Annotated in this window: 15 protein-coding genes; 12 read left to right on the top strand and 3 right to left on the bottom strand. The window is 63.3% G+C overall.

What is annotated here, in order from left to right; genetic code table 11:
* The first annotated feature begins 78 nt into the window (after nucleotides 1-78).
* From V7E26_RS11235 to V7E26_RS11220, 4 genes are all read left to right on the top strand, one after another.
* Nucleotides 79-960 (top strand): SDR family oxidoreductase, encoded by an 882-nt coding sequence (locus V7E26_RS11235; RefSeq protein ID WP_324415749.1) that lies wholly within the window; start codon nucleotides 79-81, stop codon nucleotides 958-960.
* 111 nt (nucleotides 961-1,071) lie between these two features.
* Nucleotides 1,072-2,028, top strand: a complete 957-nt coding sequence (locus V7E26_RS11230) for a dihydrodipicolinate synthase family protein (RefSeq protein WP_324415747.1) — start codon at nucleotides 1,072-1,074, stop codon at nucleotides 2,026-2,028.
* Nucleotides 2,029-2,032: 4 nt separating this feature from the next.
* Nucleotides 2,033-2,833 carry an NUDIX hydrolase gene (locus V7E26_RS11225; RefSeq protein ID WP_324415745.1) on the top strand — a complete coding sequence of 267 codons (801 nt, stop codon included), beginning with the start codon at nucleotides 2,033-2,035 and terminating at the stop codon, nucleotides 2,831-2,833.
* Nucleotides 2,834-2,979: 146 nt separating this feature from the next.
* Nucleotides 2,980-5,661 (top strand): PAS domain S-box protein, encoded by a 2,682-nt coding sequence (locus V7E26_RS11220; RefSeq protein ID WP_324415743.1) that lies wholly within the window; start codon nucleotides 2,980-2,982, stop codon nucleotides 5,659-5,661.
* 19 nt (nucleotides 5,662-5,680) lie between these two features.
* Here the strand turns inward: V7E26_RS11220 and V7E26_RS11215 are convergent, their stop codons facing one another.
* Nucleotides 5,681-6,031, bottom strand: coding sequence for a GrlR family regulatory protein (locus tag V7E26_RS11215; protein WP_324415858.1), 351 nt, complete (start codon nucleotides 6,029-6,031; stop codon nucleotides 5,681-5,683).
* Nucleotides 6,032-6,257: 226 nt separating this feature from the next.
* Between V7E26_RS11215 and V7E26_RS11210 the strand changes: the two genes are divergently transcribed.
* Nucleotides 6,258-6,545 (top strand): hypothetical protein, encoded by a 288-nt coding sequence (locus V7E26_RS11210; RefSeq protein WP_324415741.1) that lies wholly within the window; start codon nucleotides 6,258-6,260, stop codon nucleotides 6,543-6,545.
* 44 nt (nucleotides 6,546-6,589) lie between these two features.
* On the opposite strand, the gene V7E26_RS11205 is transcribed toward V7E26_RS11210, so the two are convergent.
* Nucleotides 6,590-6,973: a VOC family protein gene (locus V7E26_RS11205; RefSeq protein ID WP_324415739.1), complete on the bottom strand. Its 384-nt coding sequence runs from the start codon at nucleotides 6,971-6,973 to the stop codon at nucleotides 6,590-6,592.
* Between the two features lie 343 nt (nucleotides 6,974-7,316).
* Between V7E26_RS11205 and V7E26_RS11200 the strand changes: the two genes are divergently transcribed.
* The gene (locus tag V7E26_RS11200; protein WP_324415737.1) at nucleotides 7,317-7,757 is read left to right on the top strand and encodes a hypothetical protein; all 441 of its coding nucleotides are present in this window, start codon (nucleotides 7,317-7,319) and stop codon (nucleotides 7,755-7,757) included.
* Nucleotides 7,758-7,772: 15 nt separating this feature from the next.
* On the opposite strand, the gene V7E26_RS11195 is transcribed toward V7E26_RS11200, so the two are convergent.
* Nucleotides 7,773-8,153, bottom strand: coding sequence for a hypothetical protein (locus V7E26_RS11195; protein WP_324415735.1), 381 nt, complete (start codon nucleotides 8,151-8,153; stop codon nucleotides 7,773-7,775).
* A gap of 197 nt (nucleotides 8,154-8,350) precedes the next feature.
* Between V7E26_RS11195 and V7E26_RS11190 the strand changes: the two genes are divergently transcribed.
* The 6 genes from V7E26_RS11190 (at nucleotide 8,351) to V7E26_RS11165 (ending at nucleotide 15,401) form a co-directional block, all read left to right on the top strand.
* Nucleotides 8,351-9,277, top strand: coding sequence for a cupin domain-containing protein (locus V7E26_RS11190; RefSeq protein ID WP_324415733.1), 927 nt, complete (start codon nucleotides 8,351-8,353; stop codon nucleotides 9,275-9,277).
* Nucleotides 9,181-9,651, top strand: coding sequence for a cupin domain-containing protein (locus V7E26_RS11185; protein WP_324415731.1), 471 nt, complete (start codon nucleotides 9,181-9,183; stop codon nucleotides 9,649-9,651). Before V7E26_RS11190 ends, V7E26_RS11185 begins: the two co-directional genes overlap by 97 nt.
* A gap of 476 nt (nucleotides 9,652-10,127) precedes the next feature.
* Entirely contained in the window at nucleotides 10,128-11,138 is a 1,011-nt protein-coding gene (locus V7E26_RS11180) for an alpha/beta hydrolase (protein WP_324415856.1), read from the top strand.
* Between the two features lie 138 nt (nucleotides 11,139-11,276).
* The gene (locus V7E26_RS11175; RefSeq protein WP_324415729.1) at nucleotides 11,277-13,226 is read left to right on the top strand and encodes a putative bifunctional diguanylate cyclase/phosphodiesterase; all 1,950 of its coding nucleotides are present in this window, start codon (nucleotides 11,277-11,279) and stop codon (nucleotides 13,224-13,226) included.
* A gap of 308 nt (nucleotides 13,227-13,534) precedes the next feature.
* Complete coding sequence (locus V7E26_RS11170; RefSeq protein WP_324415727.1) at nucleotides 13,535-13,855, top strand: hypothetical protein; 321 nt, start codon at nucleotides 13,535-13,537, stop codon at nucleotides 13,853-13,855.
* Between the two features lie 604 nt (nucleotides 13,856-14,459).
* A complete protein-coding gene (locus V7E26_RS11165) occupies nucleotides 14,460-15,401 on the top strand; it encodes an adenylate/guanylate cyclase domain-containing protein (RefSeq protein WP_324415725.1) in 942 nt (313 codons plus the stop codon).
* Nucleotides 15,402-15,423: the final 22 nt, after the last annotated feature.

Genomic DNA, 15,423 nt, shown 5'->3' with positions numbered 1-15,423 from the left:
TCCCGGCTCTGCGAAGCAGCGTTGCACGCTGCATCGCGTCCGGGACACGAGAACGAAGAAACGCAAGGGAGAACAGCAATGGGACTACTCGACGGCAAGGTCGCCATCATCACCGGCGCAGGCGGCGGGCTCGGTGAAGCCTACGCCAAATTGTTCGCGCGCGAGGGTGCGGCGGTCGTGGTCAACGACCTCGGCGGTCCCCGCGACGGCTCCGGCTCGGACAAGTCGATGGCCCAGCAGGTGGTCGATGCGATCAAGGCCGAGGGCGGCCGCGCGGTCGCCAACGGCGCCGACATCTCGACCATATCAGGCGGCCAGTCGGTGTTCGACGACGCCATCAAGAATTTCGGCCGCGCCGACATCCTGGTGAACAATGCCGGCATCCTGCTCGACGAGACTTTTGCCAAGGCCAGGGAGGCGAACTGGGACAAGGTGATCCGGGTGCATCTCAAGGGCACCTTCTGCTGCACCCAGCCGGTGTTCAAATGGATGCGCGAGAACGGCGGCGGCGTCATCGTCAACACCTCCTCGACCTCGGGGCTGATCGGCAATTTCGGCCAGACCAATTACGGCGCCGCCAAGGGCGGTATCTGGGGACTGTCGAACGTGCTGGCGATCGAGGGCCGCAAGTACAACATCCGGATCTGGACGCTCGCCCCGGGCGCGCTGACCCGCATGACCGCGGACCTGCCGCGTTATAAAGAGAACCCGGGCGCGGCGCTGGGCCCGGATGGCATCGCGCCGGCCGTGCTCTACATGGTCAGCGACCTCTCCGGCGACCAGACCGGAAAGGTGCTCGGCGTTTCCGGCCCCCGCGGCGTCCGCGAGATGCGGATGATGGAAATGGAAGGCTGGACGCCGCCGTTTACGGGATGGAAGGCGGAGGATATCGTGACCCACGCCAAGGAAATCTTCTTCTCCGAGGAGGAGATCAAGAAATCGGCGCGGAGATTTAAGTAACGTCGTTTCCGGGGCGATGCGATAGCATCGCGCCCGGAACCTTGAGATTCTTGGGGGCGCAAGGGCGCCCGCTTCGCGCCCCGGAATGACGGACAACAGGATAGACGCCAAATGACAAAACTCACCGCCCAGGCCGCAGGCACCTTTGCGATCGCGCCGACCCCGTTCCACGATGACGGCCGCATCGACGAGAAATCGATCGACCGGCTGACCGATTTCTACGCCGAAGTCGGCTGCGACGGCGTCACCGTGCTCGGCATCCTGGGCGAGGCCCCCAAGCTCGACGCCGCGGAGGCCGAGCAGGTGGCCGTTCGCTTCGTCAAGCGCGCCAAGGACCTGCAGATCATCGTCGGCGTCTCGGCGCCGGGCTTTGCCTCGATGCGCTCGCTGGCGAAGGCCTCGATGGATGCCGGCGCTGCCGGCGTCATGATCGCGCCGCCGCCGCATTTGCGCACCGACGACCAGATCACCGGCTATTTCAAGCAGGCGCAGGAAGCGATCGGCGACGAGATTCCCTGGGTGCTGCAGGACTATCCGCTGACGCTGAACGTCATCTTCACCCCCGCCGTGATCCGCAAGATCGTGATGGATTCGCCGTCCTGCGTGATGCTCAAGCACGAGGACTGGCCGGGCCTGGAGAAGATCACCATGCTGCGCAATTTCCAGAAGGACGGCTCGCTGAAGCCGATGTCGATTCTGGTCGGCAATGGCGGCCTGTTCCTCGATTTCGAAATGGAGCGCGGTGCCGACGGCGCGATGACCGGTTACGCGTTCCCCGAACTGCTGATCGACGTCGTCAAGCTGTCGAAGGCCGGCAAGCGCGATGCTGCGCATGACCTGTTCGATGCGCATCTGCCGCTGATCCGCTACGAGCAGCAGCCGGGCGCGGGGCTTTCGGTGCGCAAATATGTGCTGCAGAAGCGCGGCATCATCGCCTCCAGCGCCCAGCGCAAGCCCGGTGCGACCATCACGGCGACCGCACGGGCCGAGGTCGATTACCTGTTGTCGCGCGTGGCGCGCGTCGATCGCCGCGCCAATCTGCAACCGCAATCCAGCGCGGCGGGCTAGTCACATGGCAGAAACCGTCGCCCCACGTGCTGCGTCCACCATCCTGCTGCTGCGCGACAGCGCCGAGCGGAAGGAGATCGAGGTCTTCATGATGGTTCGCCATTATGAGATCGACTTCAATTCCGGCGCGCTGGTGTTTCCCGGCGGCAGCGTCGACAAGGGCGACAAGGAGATCATCGCGACGCCTGCGCTCTATTCGGGCGGCGAGGGGCTCGATGAAGGCACGCTCAGCTTCCGCATCGCCGCGATCCGTGAAACCTTCGAGGAAAGCGGCATCCTGTTGGCGCGGCCGAACGGCTCGACGGCGCTGGTCGATGCCAAACGCGCCAGCGAGATCGAGTCGGCCTGTCGCGGCGACCTCTGCGACAGCAAGCTCACATTCCTGAAGGTGCTCGCCGACAACGGCATGGTGCTGGCGCTCGACGCGCTGGTGCCCTATGCGCACTGGATCACGCCGGAGGGCATGCCCAAGCGGTTCGACACCTGGTTCTTCCTCGCCGCCGCGCCGCCCGAGCAGGTCGGCGCCCATGACGGCAAGGAGTCCACCGACTCGATCTGGGTATCGCCGCGCGAGGCGCTGGAGGGCGGCGACAGCGGCCGCTTCAAGCTGCCGTTCCCGACCACGCGCAACCTGATCAAGCTCGGCAAGCAGGCGAGCGTGCAGGCGGCGATCGAGGACATCAGAGGCAAATCGATCGTCACGGTGACGCCTGTGATGACCAAAACCAGTAACGGCCGGCAACTCCGTATCCCGATCGAGGCCGGCTACGACGGCGACGTGTTCGAAGTCGGGTCGGTCGGTTAGCACGATTCGACGCGTAGCGAAGTGTCTCCGCTGTGGGCGCCGTACCGGGACTTGATCCGGGCCGGCTTTACCATTGTTCACCGCATGTTCCCAAAGCCAGGGAATACATCGTATATTGCGCCGGACTGGAGCCTGGCCCCGACCGCATGACCGTTGACACGCCGCCGAATTCGACGCCGCCGCGATCGTTCTCGCTTTCGATCGGCCAACTGACATTCGGCAGTTTCATGCTGGTGCTGGCGGTGATCATCATCACCTCGACCGCCAGCGTCATCGCCATCCGCCATATCGATTCGACCTTTGCCGAACTGCAGCGGCTGCAGAGCGTCGGCGACCTGGCCGAGGATATCGACCGCCGCATGAACGAGTTGCGGCTGGCTGCGCGCGATTTCGTCACCGAGCCCGGCAGCCAGTCCCTCCAGGTCGGCGAGGCCGCCACCGCGCTCGGCGAGGTTCTGAAGAAGACACGGCTGGAACTCGCACCCGAGCAGCAGGACATGATCGACGGCGTGTCCGAACGGCTGTCGACCTACCACAGCGGCATTGAACGGATTTCGGCGCTGATCAACCGCCGCGCCGAAATGATCGTGACATTGCCGCCCTTGCGCGAAAAATTCGATGCCGCCCTCGCCGAGTTATCCGATCCCCGTCTTGCGACGGCCCTGTCCCAGAGCCAGAGCCGCATTGCCTCTGCGTTGCTGGCGCATAATCCCTCCGCCGCCGAACAGGCTGCGTCAGGGATGCGCTCGATGACGATCGCAGATCCGAAGCTGCGCGCGATCGTCGACGACTACGCGTTGGCGATCGCCAACATCTCGATCCGCGAACGCCAGATATCGGATATCGACAGGGAAGTGCTGGGCGCGGAGGGCCGCCTGATCCAGCGCGTGACGGAATTGCTGCGCGACGTCAGCGAGCGGAGAGGACGCGTTCTCTCCCGCGATTTCGCCCGCACGCTCTCCGAAGCGAAGTGGCAGAGCATCGTTCTCGGCACCGCCGGCGTGCTGATCGGACTGTTCGCCTCGCTGCTGGTGGTCCGCCGCACCGTCCGTCCGCTCGCCGCGATTGCGGGCTCGATCCGCGCGGTGGCCGGCGGCGAGAAGAGTGCTTCGATCCCGGCGACCGACGTCGACAACGAAATCGGTGATATCGCGCGGGCCGCCGAAGTGTTCCGCCAGACGCTGGTCGATGCCGATACCGCGCGCGAAGCCGCGGTGCGCGCGCTCGCCGAACAGCGGCTCGCCGAGGAAAGCTACCGCAAGCTGTTCGAGTCCTCGGTCGACGGAATTTACGTGACGACCCCGGGCGGCTCGCTGCTCAATGCCAACCCGGCGCTGGCGCGGATGATGGGCTATTCGACGCCGCAGGAGCTGATCAACGGCATCGGCGACATCGCAGATACCGTCTACGTCCATCCGGAGGCGCGGGCGGAATATGAACTGCTGATGCAGCGCCACGGCATGGTGCGCGAATTCGAATACCAGGTTCGCACGCGCACCGGTTCGGTGCTGTGGCTCTCCGACAGCGCGAGCGCGGTACACAACGAGGCCGGCGTTATCGTGCGCTACGAGGGAACGGTGCGCGATATCACCGACCAGAAGCGCGCCGAGGACGCGATCGCCGAAGCCCGCCGCCTGCTGCAGATGGTGATCGATACCGTGCCCGCCGTCATCAACGTCAAGGACAAGCAGCTCCGCTATGTCCTGATGAACCGCTATATGTCCGGCATTTTCGGGGTCGAGCCGGCGGATGCGATCGGCCGGACCACGGCCGAACTGATGGCGCGCTACGGCGCGGGAAAGACCGACGCGCCGGACAAGCGGGTGTTGGCGGTTGGCAAGGAACTCGGCTTCTACGAGGAGGAATACAAGGATTCATCCGGCCAGATGCGGCAATGGCTGGTCAACAAGCTGCCGATCCTCGATGGCGCCGGCGAGATCGAGAACATCGTGACGGTGGCGCTCGACATCGGCGAGCGCAAGCGCGTCGAATTCGAGATGCGCAAGGCCAAGGATGCGGCGGAGGGCGCGCTGCGGAATCTGCGCGAGACCCAGAATTCGCTGATCGAGGCGGAAAAGCTCGCCGCGCTGGGACGGCTGGTGGCCGGCGTCGCCCACGAGGTCAACAATCCCGTCGGCATCAGCCTGACGGTGGCCTCCGCGCTGGAGCGCAAGACCTCGAACTTTGCGGCCGAAGTCGCGCGCGGCGAACTGCGGCGCTCCAGCCTGAATGATTTTCTCGATACCAGTCGCAGCGCATCGTCACAACTCGTCGCCAACCTCAATCGCGCCGCCGAGCTGATCCAGTCGTTCAAGCAGGTCGCCGCCGACCGCAACTATTCGGACCAGCGCACCTTCGACCTCGGCGATCTCACCGAGCAGGTGGTGATGAGCCTGCGACCGGGACTGCGCAAACACAATCTGACCCTCAATGTCGAGTGTCAGCCCAACCTGATGATGAACAGTTATCCCGGCCCATACGGTCAGGTGCTCACCAACCTGTTCCTCAATTCGGTGGCGCATGCATTCCCGGACGGCAAGCCGGGCACGGTCGACATCCAGGTGCGGGAGTCCGGCAAGGACAATGTCGAGGTCATCTTCTCCGACAATGGATGCGGCATGAGCCTGGACGTCCGCCGCCGCGCCTTCGATCCGTTCTTCACCACGCGCCGCGATCAGGGCGGCACCGGGCTCGGCCTGCATATTGTCTACAGCATCGTGACGACGCGGCTCGGCGGGCGGCTCGATCTCGATTCCGAACCGGGCGGCGGCACGCGCATCCAGATGATCCTGCCGCGCGTCGCGCCGCTGGAACAGGCGGCGGAGTAGGCGCGGGCGCGGACGTTCGCTAGTTGATATCGGCCAGCTTGTGCAGCGTTGCGCCAAAAATCTGGCTGGCTTTGCCGACGAGCGCGGTACCATTCATGATTCCGCGGGTGTCGGTGAAGGTGCCGGATACGCCGACGCCGACCGGGTTGGGCCCACCGAACAGCGGGTTGTCATTGTCGCGCGGTGTGGTGTGACGCTGCACCAGCACCTCGCCCTTGAAGCTATCGCCCTTCACGGTGTAGCTGCCGGTGTAAAACAAATAGGCGTCGCCGCCGAGGATCTGACCATCCCGGAACAGAATGACGCCGCTACCCTTGCCGATGCGTCCATCCAGCAGGGTGACGTGGATCGAATACAGTCCGTTTTTCATGATGTCCCAGATGCCGGCCGCCGCGCCCACGGAAGCCGGTCAAGGAACTATGCCAAAGCGTGGCCCGCACCGTCAACGCGTCAGGTTGACTGCCAATTCCGTCAGCGGAAACAAATCGTCTGCCATCCCGGCGTGACGCAGCGATGACGGCGGCGGCCCGGTCTGGCCCGCGAAATGCATAGCCTGGTCTGGCACCGGCCGGTGGGTGCTGGAGCAAGAGAAACAGGTGATCAACTGGATGAGTTCCGGCGGCCGCGCGCCGTCTTCACGCAAGGTGATTGGCTACCGTCAACCAACTGGTTGCCATCGCAGGAGCCTCGGTAAAAAGCTGCTGATCATCGGCGGCGTGTTGCTGATGTCGCCAATGGCCTTCGCGCCCGGCGTGGCCGCAGCGGGCACTATCGCGTTCGTGTCGACGGCGAGTGGCATGACGTGCCTGACGACGCCGTCATCACCGAGCCGAATCGTGTCGGGCGAACCATGGTCTGGCCAATTCGCGGCTATCAGGGATTGACCATCCGCTGCTTCATGCCGGGCAGCATGACGTGAGCGACGAAGTCAGGCGTACTTCTTGTCGCGCTCGAGCAGCTCGATCGAAATGCCCTGCGGTCCGCGGATGAAGCAGATGCGAACGCCGGGCCTGATCGTGGTCGGCTCCTTCGTGAACTCGACACCCTTGGCCTTGATTTCGGCGGCGACGGCGTCGATGTCCTTTACCGTCAATCCGAAATGGTCGAGTCCCTGGTAGGGCGTCACCGGCGGCGTGTTGACGCCGTCGCCGGCGGTGACGGGGGCGATGAATACATTGGCGCCGCCGAGCTTGACGTCGATCCGCCCCGGGCCGCGGATGATCTCGCCGCCGAGAACGTTTTCCAGCCATGCGGCGGTGGCCTCGGGATCGGGACTGCGCAGATGGACATGGTCCCAGGTCACGGTCGGCATGTTGGTTTCCCCTTATTGTTGTTGCCGCGGCTGAAGGCCGCTTGCGATCAATCAGCCCAGCCTGGCCTTAGTGTGCAGGTCTTGCGCCGCCGCCGCAATGAACATGAAGAGCCGAAAACGATATGCCGGCGGTGCTGGTCGGGTTCGTCAACGTCAACGCGAACAAGGCGAAATGTTCGCTGGTGACGGCCAGCCGCATTTAACCATGTGCGTCGGAACTCGCGCTTCCAACCGGGAAAATGTGGCCCGCGGCTTTGAACCTTGCCGGTCGGCCCGGAACTAATAGGTGTATCGCTCGTTGTGCGATTGTACCGCGCGCTGCTCGCGCTGGGGAGCGAGACCAATGCCCATAGCCCGTTATTTCCTGTTCGTTGGCGGCGTGCTGCTCGCCTTGTTGTTGGCGATCGACGCGTTCGTGCCACAGCAGGCGGTCGTGGCCAGCCAGGCAGTTCCTTCGGTCGACAAGACCGTCGTGCGCATTCGCTCGGACCAGAAACTGCCGGAGCGGGTGGTCTACGACACCAGCCTTCCGACCGTTGTTCCGCCTGTCGTGACGGCGCAGGCTGCTGCGCCGGCTCCAACTCCCGCCGTGGCTGAGATTCAGGCCCAGACCCGTGTGCGGGAGACGTTTGCCCAGTTCGTGCCGGAAGCGAAGAAGTCCGATCCCCAAGCCCAGCAGCGCAAGCGCAAGACCGCCAAGACCCGTTCGGCGTCGCAGATGCGGGTCGCCCAGCAGTCGCACTACGGCTTCTTCGGCGGTCCGAGCTGGAACTCAACCTGGTAAGGCGCGCCGCGCGGCTTAGCGCGGCAGCTTCGGAAGCTTATCTACAAATCCGTTGAAGCAGGTCAGCCGCTCGTCTTCCTCCTTGACGTAGCGGCATTCGTTCACGCTTTTCGCCGCCGCGGCCTTGGCTTTGGGCTGTGGCGCGTAAACGGCGTCGTAGCAACTCAGGCGTTCCTTGGTTGCGTCGTCGATGTCCTGGCAAGCCTGCAATTTCTGGGCGGGCGATAGCGGCTTTGCCGGGGCTTCCTTCTTGCCCGCCGCAGCCTTTTTCGAACCGACTTGAACCAGGGGCTTGCCGCCGACCGTTGGGGGACTTTCAGGAGCCGGTGCGGTCGACGTTTGCGCAAAAGCTGCGGCTGGGTACAGCACCGCCAGCGCCAGTATGATTTTTCTCATTTGGAAATGTCCGAATAGCCGTTAGCGACCAGCGCGCCTGGAGACCGCAACTTCAGACCCCCGGAATCGCGATCCCGCTCGGCGCCAGCGATCTCTAGCACCATCCCGGAGCGTCTGTCTAACCCGTTGATTTAATGGCCATTCGAATCTCTCTGTGACGGACCGGGAGATGCAAATTGAACATTTTGTGACTTCCGGTGGCATGCGTCTCGGCCTTTGTCACGGGCTGGAAGGCGTCCCACGGTGTCAAACTTGTGCTCTATTGGACGGGCCTCGGCGCGCTCGTGATGGCCGCCGGGAGGGCTTTTCGGTGCCAGGGGGAGCAAACCATGTCCGATCCGCAACGCCGCGAGTTTCTGGCTGCCGCGGGCATCGCCTCGCTGGCAGCGCTAGGCGGGACCCGGCTGGCCGAGGCGGGCGACCCGAGCTTCATGAACAACGTTCCAGACCCGACGCTTGCGGGCAAGGACCTGCCGACCTTCAAATTCGGGCTGGAGAAGTCGGACGGCAAGGTCGTCGGCAACAGCTACGGCAAGGAGGCGACGGTCACCCAGCTGCCGATTTCGAAGGGGATCGCGGGCGTTTCGATGCGGCTCGAGCCCGGCGCGATGCGCGAACTGCACTGGCATGCTACCGCCGCTGAGTGGGCATTCGTCATCGAGGGGCGGGTCCGCACCACCGTCGTCGATCCCAGCGGTTTCGGCGAGACCAACGACTTCGATCCCGGCGACGTCTGGTATTTTCCGCGCGGCCATGGGCACATGCTGCAATGCCTGGGCGACAGTCCCTGTCATTTCATTTTGGTCTTCGACAACGGCTACTTCTCCGAATTCGGCACCTTCAGCATCACCGACTGGATCGGGCACACGCCATCGGCGTTGCTGGCGAAGAATTTCGGACTGCCCGAAGCGGCGTTCGCGAATTTCCCGAAGGAGGAGGTGTATTTCGCGCGCGGAAGCCGCCACCCGCCGAACCTTCGCTGCCGCTGCAAGGCTGGAAGCTACCGCCTGAGACCCACAAATACCGGTTGCTGGCGCAGCCGCCGCACGCCACCTATCCGGGTGGCCGCGAGTGGCGTGTCGATTCCAGCCGCTTCCCGATCGCAAGGACGATTACCGGCGTGATCCTCGATCTCGATCCCGGCGCACTGAGGACGCTGCACTGGCATCCGAACGCCGACGAATGGCAATACGTCATCGACGGCGAGGTGAGCGTCACCTTGTTCGGCTCTCATGGCCGTTACCGGACCGAGCGATTGGAGAAGGGCGACGTCGGCTACATCCCGCAGGGCTATGGCCACTCGATCGAGAATGTCGGCAACCGTGCGGCGCGCATCCTGATCGGCTTCAATGCCGGCATCTACGAGACCATCGACCTGTCGCAATGGATCGCGGCAAACCCGAAGGACGTGCTCGCGACGAATTTCAATCAGCCGGCGGATCTGTTCGGAAAATTCCCTGATCGTGACGTGTTCATCGCGGCCCGGGATCGGACTTAGAGGGAAATGTGCGCTGCGCCCTGTCATCGGGTTGGCTGATCCGGACCGGATCAGCCTGCGCAGCGCCAAGTCAGCCTAGCGAAATCGATAGGCGTCAAATGCGTGGGCCAGAAATACGCCGACGCTGACGAACACCAGGAGTGCGGTTACGACTTCAGTCATAGTTTGCCTCCCTGCATTGTCATGCCGACCAGGGCCTGCTTGAGGAATTCGCGGTAGATGAGGTTTAGGACCGATACCAACATGATCTAACCCCTCCATTGGGATTGGCCGGACCGTAGCAACCCTCTGTTTCGGGAGCGTTTCACGGCGCGGGGAGAATGGTTTCGTCGCGCCTGGTCGCGATCACAGAACCGCGACGGAACCGGAACCGTCGATGGCATGAGGAAATCCGGCTGCCGTCGCCCTCTTCTCGCCATCCTAATTCAGGAGACGTGCGGGCCGGGTGCGAAGGGCAATGTTCCCAAAGGTCCTCTGTGATCGTCCGAAACCTACTGCAAAACCAGACCGCCACGTCCCGCCGCGCGTTCCTGCGCGGCATCGCGTGTTCGGCGAGCGCAATTGCGCTCGGCGGATGCGCCAGCATGGCCGCAACGGGGGCGCGTTACGACGCCGCGTCGCTGTCGGCGGAGCCGACATTGCTCGTAGCAACCACGCGCAAGCCGGCGAATGGCGGTCGGACCAAGCCGTGGTTCGGACCGGAGCGGGCGACACGGATGACGATCGCGCGGGCAAAACTGGTGCCGCCGGACGAGAGCCGTTTCTCGCTCGCCGCGGCCGGTCTTGGCGATTGGCGCCTCGATACGGTCGAGCCTGTCGCGAGCGAGGTCGGCGATCTCCTGTCCGGAGGCGACGTCCTGATTTACGTGCACGGGTTCAAGCAGACATTTGAAACGGCGGCGCTGGATGCTGCCCATCTCGCCGACGGCATCAAATTCCGCGGCCAGACGATGGTGTTCTCGTGGCCATCCAAGGCCGGCCTGTTCGACTATGCCTATGATCGCGACAGCGCGATGTGGTCCCGCGACGAGTTCGAGCGCGTGCTCAATTCCGTCGTGACGAGCCCGGCGGCCGGCCGTGTGCACATCGTCGCGCACAGCATGGGCACCATGCTCACGCTAGAAAGCCTGCGCCAGCTCTATGCGCGAAATGGCGAAGTCGCTTCCGACAAGATCGGAGCCATTGTGTTCGCTTCGCCCGACATCGACATGGACGTGTTCTCGTCGTCGGTGACGCGCATGGGCCCGCTCGGTCGCAAGATTACCGTCGTCGCCGCGACAAATGACCGCGCGCTGGCGCTCTCGGGGCGGCTGGCTGGTGGGATGACACGGGTCGGCGCCGCCGAGAAGGCCGCCATCGAACGGCTCGGGGTGCGCGTTATCGACGCATCCGACGCCGGCTGGGGCGTCATCAACCACGATCTGTTCCTGTCCAATGCAGAGGTTCGGCGGGTGATCCGGCGCTCGATTGACTCGTCTACCGCATAAGTACGGACCTTCGAGCGGTGGATCTCGGCCAATTAGCGCCCCGTTAACCAGCCGCACAGCGACGCGGAGCCGGCGCGGCATCGATCTTTAAGGTCTTTGCGGCACGATCAGCGGGTTTCGGTCCTCGTTGGCGGCCTCATGAGCAATTTTACCAAGCTGTTTCGAATTGACGCTGACAATCACGAATTGATGGAAGCGCAGCTCGCGGCGTTTTCGCGCCAGATCCCGCTGCTTTACTTCATCCTGAGCGTGAATTCGATTGCGCTGGCGTTCACGCATCTCGGCCACGCGCCGGCGATCCTCACCATCGTGTTTCCCGGTGTTCTGGTCGGTGCCTGCGCAATCCGCTGCCTGATCTGGCTGCGGCGCCGTGACCGCGCCGTCGACGCGATGGCCGCCGCCCGAACCTTGAAGTCAACGGTGGTGCTGGGCGGTGCGCTCGGCTTCGCGTTCCTGGCCTGGGCACTGAGCCTGTTTCCGTATGGCGACACCGCTCGCCACGGCCATATCCTGTTCTTCGTCGGCATCACCGTCGTGAGCTGCATCTTCTGCCTGATGCATGTGCGCCCGGCGGCGCTGATCCTGACCGGCACGGTGATTGCGCCGTTCGTGGTTTTCCTGCTTGAGAGCGGCGACGTGGTTCATATCGCCATCGGATTGAACCTCTTCCTGGTGACGGTCGCGATGATCTACATCCTGATCATCTGTTCCGGGCAGTTCGCCGCGATGGTCAATGGGCAGATCGAGACCAGGCGCCTCAGCAACGAGAACTTCCGTCTCGCCAATGTCGACAGTCTCACCGACCTGCCGAACCGGCGCCAGTTCTTCCATCGGCTGTCGCTGCTGGCAGAGCAGGCCAAAACGGCGAACCACAGCTTCGTCGTCGGCGTGCTCGATCTCGACGGGTTCAAGGCGGTCAACGATCTCTACGGACACGGCGTCGGCGATCGGGTGCTGAAGGAAACCGGCCAGCGCCTCCTTGAGCTGTCCGGCGACATGCAGTTCATCGCGCGTCTCGGCGGCGACGAATTCGGGATCATCGTCAACACGGGCCTCGATCCCGATGCGGTTCTTGCCGTCGGCGCAAAGGTCTGCTCCGTCTTCGATGCGCCGTTTTCCGTGGCCGGCATCGTCGCCAAGATCGGCGGCTCGGTGGGATTTGCACTGGCGCCCGATGCCGGAACGACGGCGGAGCTGCTCTATGAGCGCGCCGATTATGCGCTGTACCACGCCAAGGCAAGGCAGCGCGGCCGGCCGGTGATCTTCTCGCGGGAGCACGAGGTCGAAATCCGCAAGCTCAGCACGATCGAGCACGCCTTGCGGCGGATCGATCTCGACGCAGAACTGTCGCTGCACTTTCAGCCTATCGTCAACGTCGCAACGGCGCGGCTGGTTGGCTTCGAGGCGCTGGCGCGATGGCATAATCCCGAACTTGGCGACGTCGCTCCCGACGCCTTCATCTCGGTCGCGGAGCGCACCGACCTGATCGGGACCATCACACAGGTGCTGTTGCGCAAGGCGCTGGCGGCCGCTGCCGCCTGGCCGGCCGACCTGTTCCTGTCCTTCAATCTGTCGATGCGCGACCTGATCTCTCAAGTCACCATCCTGCAGATCGTATCTATCATCGAAGGCAGCGGCATCGATCCCCGGCGCATCATCATGGAAGTCACCGAGACGGCGCTGATGCAGGATTACGAGCGGGTGCAGGAGTCGCTCGGGATATTGCGATCGATGGGGTTGAAGGTGGCGCTGGACGATTTCGGCTCCGGGCAGTCGAGCCTGAGCTATGTCCATCAATTATCGCTCGACAAGATCAAGATCGACCGCGGCTTCATCAGCAACATCGCGGTGCAGGAGAACGCGCGCAACATCGTCAAGACGGTGATCGACCTCTGCCGCAACCTGAAATTCGATTGCGTGGTCGAAGGTGTGGAAACGGCGGAGCAGGTCGATATCATCGGCCGGCTCGGCTGCTCGACGATGCAGGGATATTTCTTTGCAAAGCCGATGCGGCAGGACGAGGTTGCAGGCTTCATCGCCAACTTCCATGTGTTGGACCGTCCGCCAATGGCGGCCGCGGCCGGGTAAGCGATCGCATCAGGTTCTTCGCGGTGAGATGGAAGCGGATCGTAACATCATCGCGACAGCCTGTTGCCATCGAGCAGCCCTGACATTGTCACGGCGTCGTCACCCATATTCTCGCCAAATTGAAAGTACAATTGTTCGTCGCCGGCACGAAGGTGCCCGTCTCGCCTCGAACTGACCAGCGCTCGAACTGCACAACGTCCCCAACGCCGACCGGTTGTCGGCGCGCGATGTTGTGTGCGCTCGACCGGGCGATACGGAAGTCTGTTGGTGGTCAAAACCATTCGGTTGATACAGGGGAGTTTAAAACAATGCGTCAAGCAACATCGAAGGTCCGGACATTGGTGGCAGGCATTGCAGGTGCCGTCTTGCTGGTCGGCGTCACCGCGGCCAGCGCGCAGAGCACAGGCATCGCCTCCTGCGACGAATTCCTGACCAAGTATGACGCCTGCGTGGGCTCCAGGATTCCGGAAGCGCAGCGCGCGATGTACAAGACGCAGATCGACCAGACCCGCAAGGCGTGGATCGACATGGCCAAGAACCCGTCGGCGAAGGCGTCCATGGAAGCGACCTGCAAGCAGACCATCGATGCGACGAAGGCGTCGCTCACCGCGTACGGCTGCTCGTTCTGATCGGCGCACGCGCTGCCGAAGGGGAGCGGTGCTCGGGGCGCCATTCCCCGACGGCGGGCGGGACCGATCCACGATGAGGCGCGCGTCCCCAGGTCGCCGCCGACGAAATTCCCGGCATTAACCTCTCGTTAACCATAACGCCCCAGCATTGCCTCATAGAGAGTCGCCGCGGACCGTCGTCCTAAGGCGCAAAATTGATCGTTCATCTTGGGGGCGGGCAAAAGCTCGTGGGGCTCCAAGGAGTAACGTCATGTCATCATCTGGCGTACGAGACCACGTAAGCCTGCTTTCCGAATTCGTCGCGGCGATCTTCGGCGCGCTCGGTCTCGGTATCCCGATTGCAATTGCAATTATCTGGATTTGTTCCTGACCGGCGGGTTGCTGTCCGATCGGAACCGAGGGCGTGCCGCGGTCGATGAAGGTGGGCACTACTCATTCGCTGTGCCGCTATGATGCCGCGGTCCGCCACGCGCACCAATCGGGAAAAACTGCGATGGCCTGGGATCTCGCGCTATGCCTCGTCGGCTGCGTCGGGGTCCGAAGGCCCCTTTGCCCCTCTCGGCCAGAGGCGTAAACTCCCCTCGATCTATCCCGGAGGGCAGCCTTGGCCACCGAGCGAATAGAACGAAGGCTTACGGCCATCTTAGCAGCCGACGTAGCCGGATACAGCCGGCTGACGGGCATGGACGAAGAGGGAACCCACGCCCAACTCCAGGACCATCTGCGCTCTCTCGTCGCCCCCAAGATCGCTGAGCACCGTGGGCGGGTTGTCAAGAACACTGGAGATGGGTTGCTAGCCGAGTTCGGCAGCGTCGTGGAGGCGGTGCGTTGTGCCGTGGAGATCCAGCAAGACATGGTCCAGCGGAACGCAGACGTGCCGCAGGAAAAGCGGATCGAGTTCCGCATCGGCGTCAATGTAGGTGACATCATCAGCGACCACGCCGATATTTTCGGGGATGGCGTAAACGTGGCTGCACGCCTGGAGGGGCTTGCGGAGCCGGGAGGAATCTGTGTGTCGGCCCGGGTGCAGGAGGATGTCCGAGGTAAGCTGGGGGTCGGTTTCGAGGACGCCGGTGAAAAGCAGCTCAAGAACATCGACCGGCCTGTGCGGGTCTACAAGGTGCGTGCGCCTGGACGAGGCGAAGTTCACCATTCCCGCTGGTTGGCTCCCCAGTCCACCCGGGTCTGGCTCGGCATCGGCGCAGTGCTGGCAGTTCTCGTTGGGTTGACGGGTTGGTATCTGCCGCGAATAGTCGGTCTGGAGCAATTCACGATCAGCCGCATCAATCCGTTTGCACCGGCCAAGACGGCAACTGACCAGCCTTCGGTTGCCGTCTTGCCCTTCGCGAACATGACTGGTGATACGAGCCTCGATTACTTTAGCGATGGGCTAACCGAAGACCTCACTGCTCAACTGGCCCGTAATCCCGAACTGTATGTGATCGCCCGCACATCGAGCTTTGCTTACAAGGGCAAGTCACCGGACATCAGGCAGGTGGGCCAGGAACTGGGGGCTAGCCCGTCTTATTCATCAGCGGATTGTTGAGAGGCTGGCGAGCGTGGCGTAA

The sequence above is a fragment of the Bradyrhizobium sp. genome, from assembly GCF_036735945.1.
Classification (GTDB): domain Bacteria; phylum Pseudomonadota; class Alphaproteobacteria; order Rhizobiales; family Xanthobacteraceae; genus Bradyrhizobium.
The sequence above is the reverse complement of the archived record's forward strand: the minus strand, read 5'-3'. Positions and strand labels throughout refer to the sequence as shown.

Excerpts from the sequence above, each read along its gene's own strand:
- V7E26_RS11235 (WP_324415749.1), top strand. The coding sequence starts at position 79 with ATGGGACTACTCGACGGCAAGGTCGCCATCATCACCGGCGCAGGCGGC.
- V7E26_RS11230 (WP_324415747.1), top strand. The coding sequence starts at position 1,072 with ATGACAAAACTCACCGCCCAGGCCGCAGGCACCTTTGCGATCGCGCCG.
- V7E26_RS11225 (WP_324415745.1), top strand. The coding sequence starts at position 2,033 with ATGGCAGAAACCGTCGCCCCACGTGCTGCGTCCACCATCCTGCTGCTG.
- V7E26_RS11220 (WP_324415743.1), top strand. The coding sequence starts at position 2,980 with ATGACCGTTGACACGCCGCCGAATTCGACGCCGCCGCGATCGTTCTCG.
- V7E26_RS11215 (WP_324415858.1), bottom strand. The coding sequence starts at position 6,031 with ATGAAAAACGGACTGTATTCGATCCACGTCACCCTGCTGGATGGACGC.
- V7E26_RS11205 (WP_324415739.1), bottom strand. The coding sequence starts at position 6,973 with ATGCCGACCGTGACCTGGGACCATGTCCATCTGCGCAGTCCCGATCCC.
- V7E26_RS11200 (WP_324415737.1), top strand. The coding sequence starts at position 7,317 with ATGCCCATAGCCCGTTATTTCCTGTTCGTTGGCGGCGTGCTGCTCGCC.
- V7E26_RS11195 (WP_324415735.1), bottom strand. The coding sequence starts at position 8,153 with ATGAGAAAAATCATACTGGCGCTGGCGGTGCTGTACCCAGCCGCAGCT.
- V7E26_RS11175 (WP_324415729.1), top strand. The coding sequence starts at position 11,277 with ATGAGCAATTTTACCAAGCTGTTTCGAATTGACGCTGACAATCACGAA.
- V7E26_RS11170 (WP_324415727.1), top strand. The coding sequence starts at position 13,535 with ATGCGTCAAGCAACATCGAAGGTCCGGACATTGGTGGCAGGCATTGCA.